Origin of the sequence: uncultured Nocardioides sp., from assembly GCF_902805925.1 — a bacterium.
Taxonomy (GTDB): Bacteria; Actinomycetota; Actinomycetes; order Propionibacteriales; family Nocardioidaceae; genus Nocardioides.
In genome coordinates, this window is the sequence record NZ_CADCUP010000217.1 from 1 (window position 1) to 15,403 (window position 15,403).

Sequence of the window (15,403 nt, forward strand, 5' to 3'; positions counted from 1 at the left end):
GGCTGCGCGAGGAGTTCGGTTTCGTCGGCTCGCCCGTCCACGTCCAGCAGCGCCCCCGCAACCGCAACCGCAACCGCCGCTAGCCGCCCCCGTTGAGATGGGGCCCGTGCGCGTTGAGATGTGGCGCGTGCGCGTTGAAATGGGGCCCGTGCGCGTTGAGATGTGGCGCGTGCGCGTCGAGGTGGGGCCCGTGCCACCGATTCGCAGCGGCGGGGCGGCCGATCGCCCACAATGCTTGGTATGTCCGTCCGGCGAGTTGCTCTCCTCCTCACCCCGGCCATAGTCATCTCGCTCGCCGTCGGCACATCCTCGGCAGCCCCGGTTCGTGAGTCGGCACCGAGTGCCATCGCGGGCACCTCGTGCTCCAGCTTCCCGGCCGACAACTACTGGCACGCCGACATCCGTACCCTGCCGGTGCACGGGCGGAGCGCCGCCTGGCTCTCTCACATGTCGACGTCCCGACAGCTCCATCCCGACTTCGGCCCGTCGTACGGCGCCGGACCCGACTACGGCATGCCGATCACCGTTGTCTCCGGCGACCACGTCAAGGTCCGAGTCCGGTTCGGGTACGCCGACGAGAGCGACCATGTGCGGTACCCGCTCGGTGGCGACACCCTGATCGAGGGCGGACGTGCGTCAGATGGCGACCGGCACGCAATCGTCGTGGATCGCTCGACGTGCCGCCTCTACGAGACTTTCGACACCCACCGACGCGACGACCACTGGTACGCAGGCTCCGGAGCCACGTGGTCGTTGAGCAGCAACGCACTGCGCCCGGATGGCTGGACCTCGGCCGACGCCGCGGGCCTGCCGATACTTCCCGGCTTGCTTCGGTGGAACGAGGTACGAGACGGGTACGTCGACCACGCGATCCGGTTCACCACGGACATCACGAGCCGTCACCATCTCTGGCCGGCCCGTCACGATGCCGGTTCGCAGGACAGTCTCGACTTCCCACCGATGGGCGCAAGGTTCCGCCTGAGGTCCTCCTACTCGCCGGACGGACTAGACCCACGCGCACGTACCGTGGTCGCGGCGATGAAGACCTACGGCCTGGTTCTCGCCGACAACGGGTCGCCGTGGTACTTCCAGGGCGAGCGCAGCCCGCACTGGCCTGACCGGCTGATCGCCGACTTGAAGAAGATCCCGGCGTCGGCCTTCGAGGCGGTGGACGCGTCGAGCCTGATGCGCTCCCCAGACAGCGCCAAAGTTCGCTCCGATCCGTGATCGCGACGGGTTCCGACCGCCCGGATCGTCTGAGGTAAGGTGCCATGCGCTCGCTCGTCGTACCGATCGGCTTGCGGGCTGCGGGCTGTGGCGCAGTTTGGTAGCGCACTTGACTGGGGGTCAAGGGGTCGCAGGTTCAAATCCTGTCAGCCCGACCGTGTGATGTCTCAGGACATCGGAATAGCCCGGACCTACATTCGTAGGTCCGGGCTACTTGTTTCTGGTGGGTCCGGGTGGTCTGCCGGTGGGCTGGTAGTCGCGGCGTGGATCGATGGTCAGCTCGCGGAGGAGTTCTCCGGTGGCGGCGTTGACGATGCGGACGTTGAGGTCTTGGACGAGCAGGATGACGTAGGTCCCGGCGTAGGTTCGTCCGACACCGATGTGGCGCAGTTGGCCGGCCATGCGCAGGGTGACGGTGCCGGCCTTGCTGATCTTGTCGTGGCGAACTCGGTCGTGTGTGTGACTGGTCCGGTCGGCGCCAGGGGCGGCTTTAGGGCGGGCGTTGTAGACCGTGGCCGGGGTGGCCCGGTGCGGTAATGAACGGTGCGGCCGACGATGGTTGTACTCGTCGACGAAGAGGTCGACCAGCGTCTGGAGCTCGACGATCGTGGTCGGCTTGAGGGGCTGGGCGCGCAGCCACTTCTTCATCGTCTGTTGAAACCGCTCGGCTTTGCCGCAGGTGGTGGGGTGGTTGGGTCGGCTGTTCTTCTGCACCACATGCCAGTCGCGGAGCTGCTGTTCGAAGCCGTTGCGGCCACCTTGGCGGCCGAAGCCGGCGAGGCGGACGGTGTAGACCATCCCGTTGTCGGTCAATGTTGAGGCGGGGATGGCGTACTGACCTGCGGTTTCGCGGAAGGTGCTCTTCACGATCGTGGTGGTGACCCTGGTGTGTGCGGACACATGCAGGGCGTAGCGAGAGTGGTCGTCGAGCCAGCTGATGATCTCCACGTCCGTACCGGGTCGGCCGTCGGGACGGGTGAGCCGGTAGTGGGTGAAGTCCGACTGCCAGGTCTCGTTGGGCTGCTCGGCTTCGAAGCGGATGTAGGAACTCTTGGGTCGCTTGGACGGGTCCGGGCTTACCTGCCCGGCGCGTACCAGGATCCGGTTGATCGTGGCCCGGGCCAGCGTGACCTGATGGTGATGCTGAAGGTGCCAGTCGAGGGTGTCCGCGCCGGCATCGAGGCCGGCTTCGGAGAGCTCCTTGCGTAAGCGCAGCACAAGCTCGACGGCGGAGGGTGGAGTCGCGGTCGGTGAGTTCTTCGGGGCCCGGGAGCGGGGCTCGAACGCCCCCTCGCCCTCAGCCTCGTAAAGCTTCATCAGGCGGCTGATCCACCCCTGGGACACACCATAAGTTCGGGCGACCTCGGACTGGCTGGAACCGGCGAGCACGGCCGTGATGACCAGCCGCCGCTTCGACGAGTTGGAAGAGTTCGACATAGCCGAGCCTGTCGGGCCCGGGCTATTCCGATGCCCTGCGACACGCTATTCCGATGTCGTGAGACACCCCATTCCGATGTGCTGAGCCAGCACACTGTCAGCCCGACAGTGTCATCTCGCAGGAGATGGAGAAGGTCCGGACCCCCACCGGGGCCCGGACCTTCGCTGTGTCCGGGCTCAGCGCGACGAGCCGGCGGTCAGGCCGGCGACGAAGTAGCGCTGGAGGAACACATAGATCACCACGAGCGGCGCCGAGGCGATGAGGACGCCGGTGAACAGCACCGGGTAGTCGGTGAGGAACTCGCCCTTGAAGCCGAGCAGCACCAGCGGCAGGGTCCGCTTGTCGGGGGTCGAGACGAAGAGCAGCGGGTAGAGCAGGTCGTTCCACGTGATGACGAACAGGAAGATGGCCGCGGCGGCCAGCGACGGCCGTGACAGGGGAAGCACCACGCTGCGGTAGGTGCGCCACGGGCTGGCGCCGTCGATGCTCGCCGCCTCGAACAGCTCCGGGGGGAGGGTGCGCATGAACCCGGTGAGGATGAAGACCGCGACGGGCAGCGTCACCACCACCTCCGCGATGACCAGGCCGGTGAGGCTGTTGAGCAGGCCCAGCTGACGCCACAGGACGTACTGCGGGACGATGGCGGTCTGGGCGGGCACCGCCAGCCCGGCGACGAGGAAGGCGAACACCACCCATCCCCAGCGTCCCCGGATCCGCGCCAGCCCGAAGGCGGCCAGGCTCGAGAGGAACAGCGACACCAGCACGGCGACGCCGGTGACGATGACGCTGTTGAGGAAGGCGTCGCCCATCGACTGGGTCGAGAGCACCCGGGTGAGGTTGTCGGCCGTGGGCGAGGTGGGCACCCCGAGCGGGGAGTCGACGAGCTGCCGGCGGCTCTTGAACGCTCCGAGGACGACGACCAGCAGGGGCACCACGATGATCAGGGCGTAGACGCCGAGGATCGCGCGGCGGGCGAGGGCGGGGGTCCCGGGCATCTCAGCCCTCCTGCCGGGTGAGCCGCAGCGCGCGCCGCTGCAGGACGGTGACGGCGGCGATGATGACCATGAACAGGATCGACTGTGCCGCCGCGTAGCCCAGCTCGGAGTCGGAGTAGGTGGTGTAGAGGCGGGTGGACAGGATGTCGAGCGACCGGGACGGCGGGTTGCCGGACATGCCGAGGATCAGGTCGAACGCCTTGAACGACTGGATGGTGGTGTACGAGACGACGATGGCGGTGGCCGGGGCGATCAGCGGCCACGTGACGTGGCGGAAGCGTCCCCACCGCCCGGCCCCGTCGAGGTCCGCCGCCTCGTAGAGCTCCCCGGGGATCTGCTGCAGGCCGGCGATGAAGATGATCATGAGCTGTCCGATGTGCGCCCACGCCTGGACCAGGCCGACGTAGACGATCGCCATCCCGGGCTCTCCCAGGTAGCTGCTGCGCATCCCGTCCAGGCCGATGGCCGACCATGCCTGGTTGAGCAGCCCGTCGCCGGGCTCGTAGATGAACGACCAGATGAAGGCCACCGACACCGACGACAGGATCGCCGGCACGAAGTACAGCGCACGCAGGAACGTCGACGACCGCGAGTTGCGCACCAGCAGCACCGCCAGCAGCAGCGACACCAGCGTCTGGACCACGACCACCGTGAGCAGGAAGGTCAGGTTGTTGGTGAGCGCGTTGGTGAAGAGCGAGTCGTCGCTGACCGCGCGGGTCAGGTTGTCCAGGCCGACCATGTCGTAGTCGGGGCTGACGCCGTCCCAGTCCGTGAGGGCGTACTGGAACGCCTGCAGGACCGGCAGGGCGAAGAAGTAGCCGTAGAGCACGACCGCCGGCAGGACGAACCAGAGGTACGGCGCGTCGCGTCGCAGCCCGGGCCACCGACGACGTGCCGGCCCTCGGGTGCTGCTCACCCGATCTGCTGGTCGACGATGGCCTGTGCCTCCTCGGCCGCCTGCTCCGGCGAGGTGCCGCCCACGACGGCGACCGTCGACTGGTCGACGGCGGCCTGCACGTCCAGGTCGAGGAGCTGGAAGCGGGGAGCCAGGAGCGTGTCGGCGGTCAGCCAGCGCTCCAGCCGCTTCAGGTCGGCGTTCTCGTAGGTCACGCCCTCCACGCCGACGTGCTGCGCGGTGCTGTTCGCGTAGACGGCGGCGTTCTCGGGCTGGCTGAGGAAGTCGACCCACGCCACCGCGGCCTCCTGGTTCTCCGACGCCGCGTTCACGCCCAGCAGGAACGTCGCGTTGTGGACGCCGACGTAGCGGGCCTCCCCCGCCGCGACGGTCACGGGCGGAGCCAGGTCCATCGGGAACTCGGCCCCGGCAGCGCGGGAGGGGGCGATGGCGTAGGAGCCGCTGGCGATGATGGCCACCTCGCCCTGGGCGAACTGCTGCAGCAGGCTGTCGTGCAGCGTGCCGCGCACCCCCTCCTGCATGTACGGCGCCAGCTCGGCGTACTGACGCAGGGTGGTCACGAACCAGTCGTCGGTGAGCTTCAGCTCGCCGGCCCCGACCTGGGTGAACATGTCCTCGGCCGGCGCGTTGTTCATCACCATCGTGTTGACCAGCTGGCCGAGGTTGCCCGTGTCGCCGCCGGGCCAGCCGAAGGGCACGGCGCCGGTGCCGCGCAGGGCGTCGAGCATCGCCAGGTAGCCGTCCCAGTCGGTCGGGATCTCGCTGACACCCGCCTTCTCCAGGAGGTCGAGGTTGACGACCGGGTCGAGGAACACGACCTGGTAGGGCACCGCCAGCTGCTTGCCGTCGGACTGGCCGATGGTCGCGAGCTCGTCGGGGTAGCTGCCGACGAGGTCGAGGTCGCCGAGGTCGGAGTAGACACCTGCCTCGGCGAAGGCGTTGAACTGCGCCCCGCGGAAGGTGGAGAACGCGTCACCGCTGTCGCCGTTGCGCAGCCGTTGCAGGGCGCTCGCCTGGTAGTCGGCCGACGGCGCGATGTCCTGGGTGAGCTCGACGTCGGGATAGGTCTCGGCGAACCGCGCCAGCAGCTCGTCGAAGACCGACTGGTCCTCGGCCCGCCAGTGCGAGAAGATGACGTCGCCCGAGGCGTCGGCGTCCAGGGAGGCGGCTGTCGACTGGCGACCGGGGTCGTCGGATCCCGGACCGGCGCAGCCGGCCAGGGAGACCGCTCCGGCCGCTCCGAGGAGCTGCACGAAGCCACGTCGGCCGAGCGTGGGCGAGGCGGGGACACGGGTCGAGGAGCCGCGCGATACGAGGTGCATGCCCTGACGGTAGCCCGCCGGACGGTTAGTCCACGATATGGATCGACAATGGACGGCGTTTCCGAGGCCCCCGCGGAGGGGTCCGGCACCCCTCCACGTGGCAGACTCGACCGCATGCCTGAGGACAAGTCACCCGACGGACCGTCGCTCGAGCCGCCCCCGTCCGGTCTGCGCCGCGGACGCGAGCAGGCCGGTGCCACCGCCTCGGAGGAAGCGCCCGAGGTGGCACCGCGGACGCCGGTGCCCGACGACCCCCGCCGCCCCGGCGCCGACGAGACGACACCGACGCGCACCGTGCCGACCACCGGCCCGGAGTCGCCCGAGGGCCCACCCGAGGACCGCTGAGAGACCTCAGGCCCGGTCGTCGAGCGTGCCGACCAGCTCGGCGAGCTGCACGGTGTTGAGCGCCGCGCCCTTGCGCAGGTTGTCGTTGCTGATGAAGAGCGCCAGCCCGCGGTCGTCGTCGACGCCGGGATCGTGACGGATCCGCCCGACGTACGACGGGTCCCTGCCCGCGGCGTGCAACGGCGTGGGCACCTCGCGCAGCTCGACACCCGGCGCGGTCGCGAGCAGCTCGGCGGCGCGGGCCGGCGTCATCGCGCGCTCGAACTCGGCGTTGATCGCGAGCGAGTGGCCGGTGAAGACCGGCACGCGCACACAGATGCCGGAGACCCGGAGGTCGGGCAGGCCGAGGATCTTGCGCGACTCGTTGCGCAGCTTCTTCTCCTCGTCGGTCTCGTTCGACCCGTCGTCGACGACCGAGCCGGCCAGCGGCAGCACGTTGTAGGCGATGGTGTCGACGTACTTGTCGGGCTCCGGGAAGCTCACGGCGGCACCGTCGTAGGCGAGCTCGCGGGCCTTGTCGCCGGCCGCCTCGACCCCGCTCGCGAGCTCCTCGACGCCGGCCACGCCCGAGCCCGAGACGGCCTGGTACGACGACACGACCAGGCGCTGGAGCCCGGCCTCGTCGTGCAGCGGCTTGAGCACCGGCATCGCGGCCATCGTGGTGCAGTTGGGGTTGGCGATGATGCCCTTGCGGGCCTCGAGGATCGCCTGCGGGTTGACCTCGGCCACCACCAGCGGCACGTCGGGGTCCATCCGGAAGGCCGAGGAGTTGTCGATCACGGTCACGCCCGCGGCCGCGAAGGCCGGCGCCAGCGCCCGCGACGTCCCGGCGCCCGCTGAGAAGATGGCGATGTCGAGCCCCGAGGGGTCGGCGGTCGAGGCGTCCTCGACCGTCACGTCCCGGTCGCCGAAGGGCAGCACCGTGCCGGCCGAGCGGGGCGAGGCGAAGAAGCGGATCTCGTCGAGGGGCAGCTCCCGCTCGAGCAGGATCTGGCGCACGGCCACCCCGACCTGACCGGTGGCTCCCACGATGCCGATGCGGTGTCCCATGACTACCTTCCCGTCCCGCCGTAGACGACGGCCTCGACCTCTGCTGCGTCGAGGTCGAACGCGGTGTGCACCGAGCCCACCGCGGCGTCGACGTCGGCCTCCGAGACCACGACCGAGATGCGGATCTCCGAGGTGGAGATCATGTCGATGTTGACCCCCGCCGAGGCGATCGCCGAGAAGAACTTCGCGCTCACGCCGGGGTGCGAGCGCATGCCCGCGCCGACGAGGGAGATCTTGCCGACCTTGTCGTCGTAGACCAGCGACTCGAAGCCGATCTCGGCCTGCAGCTCGGCGAGCGCCTGCATCGCCGTCTGGCCGTCGGTGCGCGGCAGCGTGAAGGAGATGTCGGTGAGGTTGGTCGCGGCGGCCGAGACGTTCTGCACGATCATGTCGAGGTTGATCTGCGCGGCAGCCAGCTTCTCGAAGATGCGCGCCGCCTCGCCGACCTTGTCGGGCACGCCGACGACGGTGATCTTCGCCTCGCTCACGTCGTGGGCGACACCGGCGATGATGGCCTGTTCCATGGCTTCTCCTTGGTCGTCGACCATCGCGCTCGCCGGCAGCACCCAGGTGCCCTCCAGCTCGCTGAACGACGAGCGGACGTGGATCGGGATGTCGTAGCGGCGGGCGTACTCGACGCACCGCAGGTGCAGGATCTTGGCGCCGCTCGCGGCGAGCTCCAGCATCTCCTCCGAGGAGACCCGGTCGAGCTTGCGGGCGCTCGGCACGATCCGCGGGTCGGCGGTGAAGACGCCGTCGACGTCGGTGTAGATCTCGCAGAAGTCGGCGCCCAGCGCGGCGGCCAGCGCGACCGCCGTGGTGTCGGTGCCGCCTCGGCCGAGGGTGGTGATCTCCTTGGTGTCCTGGCTGACGCCCTGGAAGCCCGCCACGATGACGATGTGGCCGTCGGCGAGCGCCGAGGAGATGCGCCCGGGGGTGACGTCGATGATCTTGGCCTTGCCGTGCACCGAGTCGGTGATGACACCGGCCTGCGAGCCGGTGAAGCTGCGGGCGGTGCAGCCGAGGTCGGAGATCGCCATGGCCACCAGGGCCATCGAGATCCGCTCGCCGGCGGTGAGGAGCATGTCGAGCTCGCGCGCGGGTGGCTCGGGGCTCACGCCCTCGGCGAGCTCGAGCAGGTCGTCGGTGCTGTCGCCCATCGCCGAGACGGCGACGACCACGTCGTGGCCGGCCCTCCTGCTCTCCACGATGCGAGCAGCCACCCGCTTGACGGCAGTCGCGTCGGCGAGGGACGACCCGCCGTACTTCTGCACGACAATGCCCACGGACAACCACCCTCGCGGCTCGACTGGTCAGGATCCGTCGCACCCCCGGCGACGCCGCCCCGAGTCTACCGAGCGGCGGGGTCGACCCCCTCCAACATCTCATTCGCAACGGCCACGACCTCGTCCTCGCCGGTGAACTCGGCGTCGAGCCGGTCGTGGGAGACCACCGACCACAGGGCGTTGAGCGCCGCGCCGGCCAGGTTGCCCCACGAGGAGACGTAGGAGAACTGCCACCACCACAGGGCCTCGGAGATGTGGCCGGCGTTGTAGTGGCGCATGCCGTTCTCGAGGTCGGTGGCGATGCTGATGATGTCGTCGGAGAGCTGGCTCTCGACCACCTCGGGCAGGTAGGGGTCGAAGACGAAGCTGTAGGTGTCGATCTCGCCGAGGATGTCGGCCAGGCGCAGGCGCACGTCGTCGAGGTCGAGCTCGGGGCCCACGTCGGGCTGGTACTCGCCCTCGGGGTCGAAGTCGACCTGGGCGCCCAGCCGGGCCCCCGCGAGCGAGATCTGGCTCATCTCCAGCAGCAGCAGGGAGATGGAGCGGGGGCCGTCGGCCTCGACGGCGATCGCGCGGACAGCGAGCAGGAAGGACTCGACCTGGTCCTTGATCTGCCCGGCGAACTCCTCGAGCCCGGTGTCCGTGATGTCAGTCATCTGCCGATCGCCTCCCAGCGAATGCGCGCCCCAGGGTGACCTCGTCGGCGTACTCGAGATCCCCTCCTACGGGAAGTCCACTAGCCAACCGCGTCACGCGCAACCCCAGCGGCCTGAGCATCCGCGTGAGATACGTCGCGGTGGCCTCCCCCTCGAGGTTGGGGTCGGTGGCCAGGATGACCTCCATGACGACGCCGTCGGCCAGGCGCATCATCAGCTCACGGATGCGCAGCTGGTCGGGGCCGACGCCGTCGATGGGCGAGATGGCCCCGCCGAGCACGTGGTAGCGGCCGCGGAACTCGCGGGTGCGCTCGATCGCCACGACGTCCTTGTACTCCTCCACGACGCACAGCACGCTCGGCTCGCGACGCGGGTCCGAGCAGATCCGGCACTGCTCGGCCTGCGACACGTTGAAGCAGGTCGAGCAGAACTTCACCTTCGCCTTGACCTCCACCAGCACGTCGGCGAGGCGGCGTACGTCGGTGGGCTCGGCCTGGAGCAGGTGGAAGGCGATGCGCTGCGCGCTCTTGGGCCCCACGCCCGGCAGCCTGCCGAGCTCGTCGATGAGGTCCTGGACGATGCCTTCGTACAACGTCAGGCCGATCCAGGGAGGCCGCCGGCGAGCGGCCCCAGGGCGTCGGAGGCGAGGGCGTCTGCCTTGGCCTTGGCGTCGCGGTAGGCGGCCACCACCATGTCGCCGAGGTCGGCGAGGTCGTCCTCGGAGGTGCCGTCGAACTGGCCGCTCCTGATGTCGACCGACACCAGCTCGCCGACGCCGTTGGTCGTCACGGTGACGGCGCCACCGGCGACGGTGCCCTCGACGGTCATCGTGTGCAGCTGCTCCTGGGCCTGCGTCAGCTGCTCCTGCATCTGCTGGGCCTGGGCGAGCAGCGCGTTCATGTCGAAGCCGCCCTCGCCGCCGAGGAGGTTGCCGGGGTCCTGGGTCATGTCGTGTCCTGCCGTCCGGGTCGTGGGTGGAGGTGCTGGAGGGGTGGCGCTAGGTGTGCGGGATCTCCTCGATCACCTGGGCGCCCAGCGTGCGCTGGAGCAGCTCGGTGCCGGCGAGACCGTTGGTGTCGGCGTCGGGGTCGTCGGGGTGGGCCGCGGCGTCGGCCAGCCTGCGTGGGTCCTCACCGGCCGCCTCGGCGCCGGGCGTGCGAGTTGCCAGGATCGCCTCCCGCGCCGCCGCGACCGACTCGGGGTCGTGGGTGCGCGCCGGGGCGGTGGGCGCGGTGCTGCGGGGCGCCACCGGGGCCTGCTCGTCGCGGGCCCAGTCGGGCGCCTCGGTCGGCGCCTGCCGCTCGGGCGCCTCAGGCGCGGGGGTCGGGTCCGGCGGCCGGCCGGTCGCAGGCCGCACGACGGTCGGTGCGGGCGTCGGCTGGGCCCCGGGGTCGACGATGGCCTCGACCTTCCAGTCGGCGCCCACCACGTCGATGGCCGCCTGGCGCAGGATCTCGTCGCAGCCGCCGCCCACGAAGGAGTCGCGCGCGCCGGCACTGGTGAAGCCGAGGGTGAGGGTGCGGCCCTCGAGGGCCAGCACCTGGGAGTTCTGGGTCAGGTGCATCCAGGCCACCCGCCGCCGCAGCTTGGTCGCCTCGACGATGTCGGGCCACAGGCGGCGTACGTCGACCAGGCTCAGCCCGCCCGACGGCCCGCCCACCGCCTCGACAACCGCCTCGACGACCGCCTCGGCAGGGGTGGCAGCCGGGGCCGCCGGGCGCTCGCCGACGCGCTCCGACTCCGCCGGCTCCGAGGCGGGCTGGGGTGGCGCCGCCTGCTGGACCACCGGCTCCGGCTCGGGTCGCGCTCGCGGCGCCGGCATGGGCGCCTCGGCCGTGGTGGCACCGGTCGTCGGGCCGGTGCCCACGATGGACGCCCGCTTCTCGAGACGGTCGAGCCGGGCCAGCACGCCGTCGGTGGTGTGGTCGGCACCGGGCAGCAGCACCCGGGCGCAGATCAGCTCGAGGAGGAGCCGGGGCGCGGTGGCGCCGCGCATCTCGGTGAGGCCGGCGGCGACGAGGTCGGCGGCACGGGACAGGTCGTGGGCACCGAAGCGGGCAGCCTGCGCGGTCAGCCGCTCGCCCTGGTCACGCGGCACGTCGATGAGCCCGGTGACGGGCGCGTCGGGCACCGCCGCGACCACGACGAGGTCGCGCAGGCGCCGCAGGAGGTCCTCGGTGAAGCGGCGCGGGTCCTGACCGGTCTCGACGACCTTGTCGACGACACCGAAGACCGCCGCGCCGTCGGCGGCGGCGAAGGCGTCGATGACCTCGTCGAGCAGGGTGTCGGGGGTGAAGCCCAGCAGCGCGGTGGCCAGCTCGTGGGTGACGCCGTCCTGGCCGGCGCCGCCCATCAGCTGGTCGAGCACCGAGAGGGTGTCGCGGGCCGACCCGCCGCCGGCCCGGACCACCAGGGGCAGGGCGGCGGGCTCGATCGCCACGCCCTCGCTCTCGCAGAGCTGGGAGAGGTGGTCGGAGAGCATCCGCGGCGGGATGAGCCGGAAGGGGTAGTGGTGGGTCCGCGAGCGGATGGTCGGCAGGACCTTCTCGGGCTCGGTGGTGGCGAAGATGAACCGCAGGTGCGCCGGTGGCTCCTCGACCAGCTTGAGCAGGGCGTTGAAGCCCTGCGGGGAGACCATGTGCGCCTCGTCGATGATGTAGATCTTGTAGCGGTCGCGCACGGGCGCGAAGAAGGCCTTCTCGCGCAGGTCGCGTGCGTCGTCCACGCCGCCGTGCGACGCCGCGTCGATCTCGATGACGTCGATGGAGCCGCTGCCTCCGGTGGCCAGCTCGCGGCAGCTGTCGCACTCCCCGCAGGGATCGGCGACGGGTGCCTGCGCGCAGTTCAGGCTGCGGGCCAGGATGCGGGCCGAGGTGGTCTTGCCGCACCCGCGCGGGCCGGAGAAGAGGTAGGCGTGGTTGACCCGGTCGTGCCTCAGCGCGTTGCGCAGCGGCCCGGTGACGTGGTCCTGGCCGATGACCTGGGCGAACGTCTCGGGCCGGTAGCGGCGGTAGAGAGCGAGGGGTGAGTCCACTCCTGAACCCTAACCACCCGCGCCGACACCGACCACCGGCCGCCCGGTCCCCCGCCCCACCTCCCGGGCAGGCGCGTCCGGAGATGCAGAGGCCCCCCGCGCACCCGACAGAGCTCGCCTACCCTTGCTGCCTTCCGGCCCTGGGGGAGTTCGGCAAGATGCCGCCACGCGGGGGGTTGGCAGGAGTCTAGGTGAGCCCGCCGGGCACTCCAAAGCCGGGCCACCGGGGCGAATTCGGCGGACGGCGACCCGACCGGTAATCTCCTCGGCGGAGGATTCGCCTAGTGGCCTATGGCGCTCGCTTGGAAAGCGGGTTGGGTTAACAGCCCTCAGGGGTTCGAATCCCCTATCCTCCGCCACTCGGCACGAGGCGGCGCCGGTCCCGGCGCCGCCTCGTCGCCGTCCCGGGCCCTCCGGGCCGGGGCCCGTGAGCCTCAGCCGGACGGCGTACGCCGGAACAGGGGCCGCAGCATCAGCGCCAGGGCGAGCAGCGACCCCGCGCCCAGCGCGACCCACATCAGCATCGCGCGCGAGGGCCCGTAGGCGTCCACGCGCTCGGGGGCGGGCGGCGCCTGCGCGTCGACGCCGGTTCCCGCGGCGGTGACAGCGGTCTCGCCCTTCCTCGACGGCTCCAGCACGCGGGTGAGGGCGTCGGCGGCCTGCACCACGCCGGCGCCGGTCCAGGGGTTGCCGGTGCCCTCGGCGCCCTCGGCGGTGCGCACCAGCCGGGCCACGACCTGGCGGGCCGACTCCTTCGGGAAGCGGGAGCGCAGCAGGGCCACCACCCCGCTCACCTCGGCCGCGGCGTACGACGTCGCGACCTCCTCGCCGATCTGGCAGCGCTGGCCGTTCAGGTTGACCGACAGGGCGCCGGCGGTCGGCGCCGCGACGTCGGTCACGGCGTTGGGCAGCACGGCTCCGCGCACGTCGGAGGTGGTCGAGTCCCCGATCGCGTTGACGACCAGCACGCCGGGGTAGTCGGCAGGGAAGACGTCGGCGTCACTGGTGGGCGGCTCCAGGGAGTCGTCGTCGGTGGAGACGTCGCCGCTCGCGGCCACGACCACGACGTCGAGCCTCGTCAGCCTCCTCATCGCCCGGGCGAGCACCGGGTCGTCCTCGCGCACGGCCAGTGAGATGTTGACGACGTCGAAGGGATCGGTGCGGTGCTGCGCGACGAGCAGGTCGATGCCCTGGGCCAGCAGTGCCGAGGAGACGCCGCGCTCGCCCCGCTGCGGGTCCGGGTCGTCCTTGTCGAGCACGCGCATCGAGAGGATGCGCGCCCGCGGAGCCACCCCGTCGGGTCCCGCGATGAGCCCCGCCACGATCGTGCCGTGCCCCGACAGCAGGGTCGGCTGCAGCCCCCGCACCGCCACGGAGACGACGTCGATGCCCAGGCCCGTGCCGACGCCGCTGTCGACCACGGCCACCGTGACCCCGGAGCCCCGGGTGATCGCCTGCGCCTCGGGCACGTGCATGCGCACCAGCGGCTCGCTGGTGCGGGCCCTGGTGTCGGCGGTGCGCTCCGACTCCGCGATGATCCCCTTGTCGCAGGGGTCCTCACCCTCGGCGTACGACGCGGGCGCGGTGCTGGGCACGAGCGCCAGCGAGCCCAGCAGCGCGACCAGCGGGCCCGCGGTCGCGCGCCTCACGACGCGGCGTCCGGGGCGTTCTCCGCCACCCGGCGCGCGCGGTTGACCGACAGGTCGACGCCCTCGTCGAAGAACTCCAGCCACGCGTCGGGGACGACCGGCGCGGCGAAGCCGCCGTACCCGATGTAGTCGGCGACCAGGGGGCCGATGAGGGCGTACCTCGCGCCCTTGGCGTCGACGACGACCGGGGAGCCGTCGCCACTGCCGCCGGTGGTGACCCCGTCACCGCCGGAGAGGACGTAGGCCCCGCCCGAGGGGTCCACGTCGACGTCGTGGGCGCCGGCCCCGATGTCCTCGGCCGAGGCGTCCTCGAGGGGGTCGGCGCCCAGGGCGACGTAGGTGCCGCCCTCCTCGTCGCCGGTCAGGACGCCGCACATCTGGCCGCCCTGGACCCCGCTCGGGGTGGTCTGCGGCCACTCCTCGGGCACGACCGGGGCGTCGAGGTCGGCCTGCAGCGCGGACGGCAGCTCCTGCCGCGGCGCGCCGACGGCCTGGTAGACCAGCCCGGCGAAGTCGGACAGCCTCTGCGGCGCCTCGTCGGCGAGCAGGTAGTAGCCCTGCTCGTTGTGCAGCAGGTCACCCACGCGGTGGCCCAACAGGTCGGTGCGCAGCCCCGGGTAGTCGGCCGGCTGCCCGGCCTGTGTCACGCCGAACGCCTCCCGCCCGAGCTCCGGGCCGGGGGTGAACAGGTTGAGCCAGCTCTGGTCGACGACCGGCGCCTGGCTGCTGGCAGCGAAGCCGAGGGAGTCCAGCAGGCTGGAGAGGGCCGTCGGGTCGCTGGGCATGGCGAAGCGGTGGGCCTTGCCCTCGGGCGAGGCGGCGACGAGCCAGACGGCGCCGTCTCCGGTCGTGACCGCGAACGCCGCTCCGGGAGCGGGCCGCACCTGCGGGGTCTCGTCGACGTTCAGCTTGATGCCCGCGCCGTCCGCGGTGCAGGCGGTCCACCCCGACTCGATGAGCTCGGAGGTCGCCGGCAGGCCCGCGGGAGCACGCTCGATGCCGAGGTCCTCGCCGAGGCGCACGTCGCGGATGTACTTGTCCCTGACGGAGTAGACGTCCGGCTTCGAGCTGCCGAGGAGCAGCTGGGCGGAGACGAAGTTGGGGACGCGCTGGATGATCGGGTCCTCGCCGTCGCGCAGCACGACGTACTGCTCGCCGGTGTCCTTGGAGATCACGAAGCTGCCCTTGTCGAGCCAGCTCGAGTTCGGCCGGCCACCCAGGAACCCCGCGATGGCGGCACCGGCGCACAGCAGCACGGCCAGGGCGATGCCGCCGACGATGCCGCGGGTCGGCTCGGTGGGCTCGACCTCACGACCGCCGGGAGCGCCCGAGAGGAACGCGGTGACGAGGCGGCGTCGGCTGAAGGAGCACGCCTCGACGAGGTCCTTCTTCGTGGACATCGGCCGATCAGCCCCGGATCCTGTCGAACAGCCCGACCGCGACGACGAGCAGCGGGAGCAGGGACAGCAGCGCGGTGCTCTCGAC

General features: G+C 71.2%; 14 protein-coding genes, 2 tRNA genes and 1 other RNA gene. 4 read left to right on the forward strand and 13 right to left on the reverse strand.

The genetic code is table 11. The features are described 5' to 3' along the window. Positions 1 to 513 precede the first annotated feature (513 nt). Both QZX64_RS15785 and QZX64_RS15790 read left to right on the forward strand, forming a co-directional pair. Entirely contained in the window at positions 514 to 1,227 is a 714-nt protein-coding gene (locus QZX64_RS15785) for a hypothetical protein (protein ID WP_295661664.1), read from the forward strand. Between the two features lie 81 nt (positions 1,228 to 1,308). Then, positions 1,309 to 1,382 (forward strand) — tRNA-Pro (locus QZX64_RS15790). A gap of 55 nt (positions 1,383 to 1,437) precedes the next feature. Here the strand turns inward: QZX64_RS15790 and QZX64_RS15795 are convergent. The 4 genes from QZX64_RS15795 to QZX64_RS15810 all read right to left on the reverse strand — a co-directional run bounded on the left by QZX64_RS15795 (position 1,438) and on the right by QZX64_RS15810 (position 5,898). Beyond that, complete coding sequence (locus tag QZX64_RS15795; protein ID WP_295661667.1) at positions 1,438 to 2,664, reverse strand: IS481 family transposase; 1,227 nt, start codon at positions 2,662 to 2,664, stop codon at positions 1,438 to 1,440. A 177-nt stretch (positions 2,665 to 2,841) separates the two neighbouring features. Next, the gene (locus QZX64_RS15800) at positions 2,842 to 3,660 is read right to left on the reverse strand and encodes a carbohydrate ABC transporter permease (RefSeq protein WP_295661670.1); all 819 of its coding nucleotides are present in this window, start codon (positions 3,658 to 3,660) and stop codon (positions 2,842 to 2,844) included. 1 nt (position 3,661) lies between these two features. Then, a complete protein-coding gene (locus QZX64_RS15805) occupies positions 3,662 to 4,576 on the reverse strand; it encodes a carbohydrate ABC transporter permease (protein ID WP_295661673.1) in 915 nt (304 codons plus the stop codon). Then, positions 4,573 to 5,898 carry an ABC transporter substrate-binding protein gene (locus QZX64_RS15810; protein ID WP_295661675.1) on the reverse strand — a complete coding sequence of 442 codons (1,326 nt, stop codon included), beginning with the start codon at positions 5,896 to 5,898 and terminating at the stop codon, positions 4,573 to 4,575. Before QZX64_RS15810 ends, QZX64_RS15805 begins: the two co-directional genes overlap by 4 nt. Before the next feature lie 114 nt (positions 5,899 to 6,012). Here QZX64_RS15810 and QZX64_RS15815 point away from each other — a divergent pair, with 114 nt between their 5' ends. Next, positions 6,013 to 6,243, forward strand: a complete 231-nt coding sequence (locus QZX64_RS15815; RefSeq protein ID WP_295661678.1) for a hypothetical protein — start codon at positions 6,013 to 6,015, stop codon at positions 6,241 to 6,243. A 6-nt stretch (positions 6,244 to 6,249) separates the two neighbouring features. On the opposite strand, the gene QZX64_RS15820 is transcribed toward QZX64_RS15815, so the two are convergent. From QZX64_RS15820 to ffs, 7 genes are all read right to left on the reverse strand, one after another. Further along, positions 6,250 to 7,293 (reverse strand): aspartate-semialdehyde dehydrogenase, encoded by a 1,044-nt coding sequence (locus QZX64_RS15820; RefSeq protein WP_295661680.1) that lies wholly within the window; start codon positions 7,291 to 7,293, stop codon positions 6,250 to 6,252. Positions 7,294 to 7,295: 2 nt separating this feature from the next. Continuing rightward, a complete protein-coding gene (locus QZX64_RS15825) occupies positions 7,296 to 8,579 on the reverse strand; it encodes an aspartate kinase (RefSeq protein ID WP_295661684.1) in 1,284 nt (427 codons plus the stop codon). A 65-nt stretch (positions 8,580 to 8,644) separates the two neighbouring features. Further along, the gene (locus QZX64_RS15830) at positions 8,645 to 9,235 is read right to left on the reverse strand and encodes a DUF5063 domain-containing protein (protein ID WP_295661687.1); all 591 of its coding nucleotides are present in this window, start codon (positions 9,233 to 9,235) and stop codon (positions 8,645 to 8,647) included. After that, on the reverse strand, positions 9,228 to 9,827 hold the full coding sequence (gene recR, locus QZX64_RS15835; RefSeq protein ID WP_295661690.1) for a recombination mediator RecR: 600 nt from the start codon (positions 9,825 to 9,827) through the stop codon (positions 9,228 to 9,230). The genes QZX64_RS15830 and recR overlap by 8 nt, the downstream gene beginning before the upstream one ends. Positions 9,828 to 9,829: 2 nt before the next feature. Next, positions 9,830 to 10,183, reverse strand: a complete 354-nt coding sequence (locus QZX64_RS15840) for a YbaB/EbfC family nucleoid-associated protein (RefSeq protein WP_295661693.1) — start codon at positions 10,181 to 10,183, stop codon at positions 9,830 to 9,832. Positions 10,184 to 10,232: 49 nt separating this feature from the next. Next, complete coding sequence (locus QZX64_RS15845) at positions 10,233 to 12,269, reverse strand: DNA polymerase III subunit gamma and tau (protein WP_295661696.1); 2,037 nt, start codon at positions 12,267 to 12,269, stop codon at positions 10,233 to 10,235. Between the two features lie 87 nt (positions 12,270 to 12,356). Continuing rightward, positions 12,357 to 12,447, reverse strand: an RNA gene (gene ffs, locus QZX64_RS15850) — signal recognition particle sRNA small type. A gap of 92 nt (positions 12,448 to 12,539) precedes the next feature. Between ffs and QZX64_RS15855 the strand changes: the two genes are divergently transcribed. Continuing rightward, a tRNA-Ser gene (locus QZX64_RS15855) sits at positions 12,540 to 12,628 on the forward strand. Positions 12,629 to 12,703: 75 nt separating this feature from the next. Here the strand turns inward: QZX64_RS15855 and QZX64_RS15860 are convergent. Both QZX64_RS15860 and QZX64_RS15865 read right to left on the reverse strand, forming a co-directional pair. After that, positions 12,704 to 13,918 carry a S8 family serine peptidase gene (locus tag QZX64_RS15860; RefSeq protein WP_295661699.1) on the reverse strand — a complete coding sequence of 405 codons (1,215 nt, stop codon included), beginning with the start codon at positions 13,916 to 13,918 and terminating at the stop codon, positions 12,704 to 12,706. Continuing rightward, positions 13,915 to 15,318, reverse strand: coding sequence for a type VII secretion protein EccB (locus QZX64_RS15865; protein WP_295661702.1), 1,404 nt, complete (start codon positions 15,316 to 15,318; stop codon positions 13,915 to 13,917). Before QZX64_RS15865 ends, QZX64_RS15860 begins: the two co-directional genes overlap by 4 nt. Positions 15,319 to 15,403 lie beyond the last annotated feature (85 nt).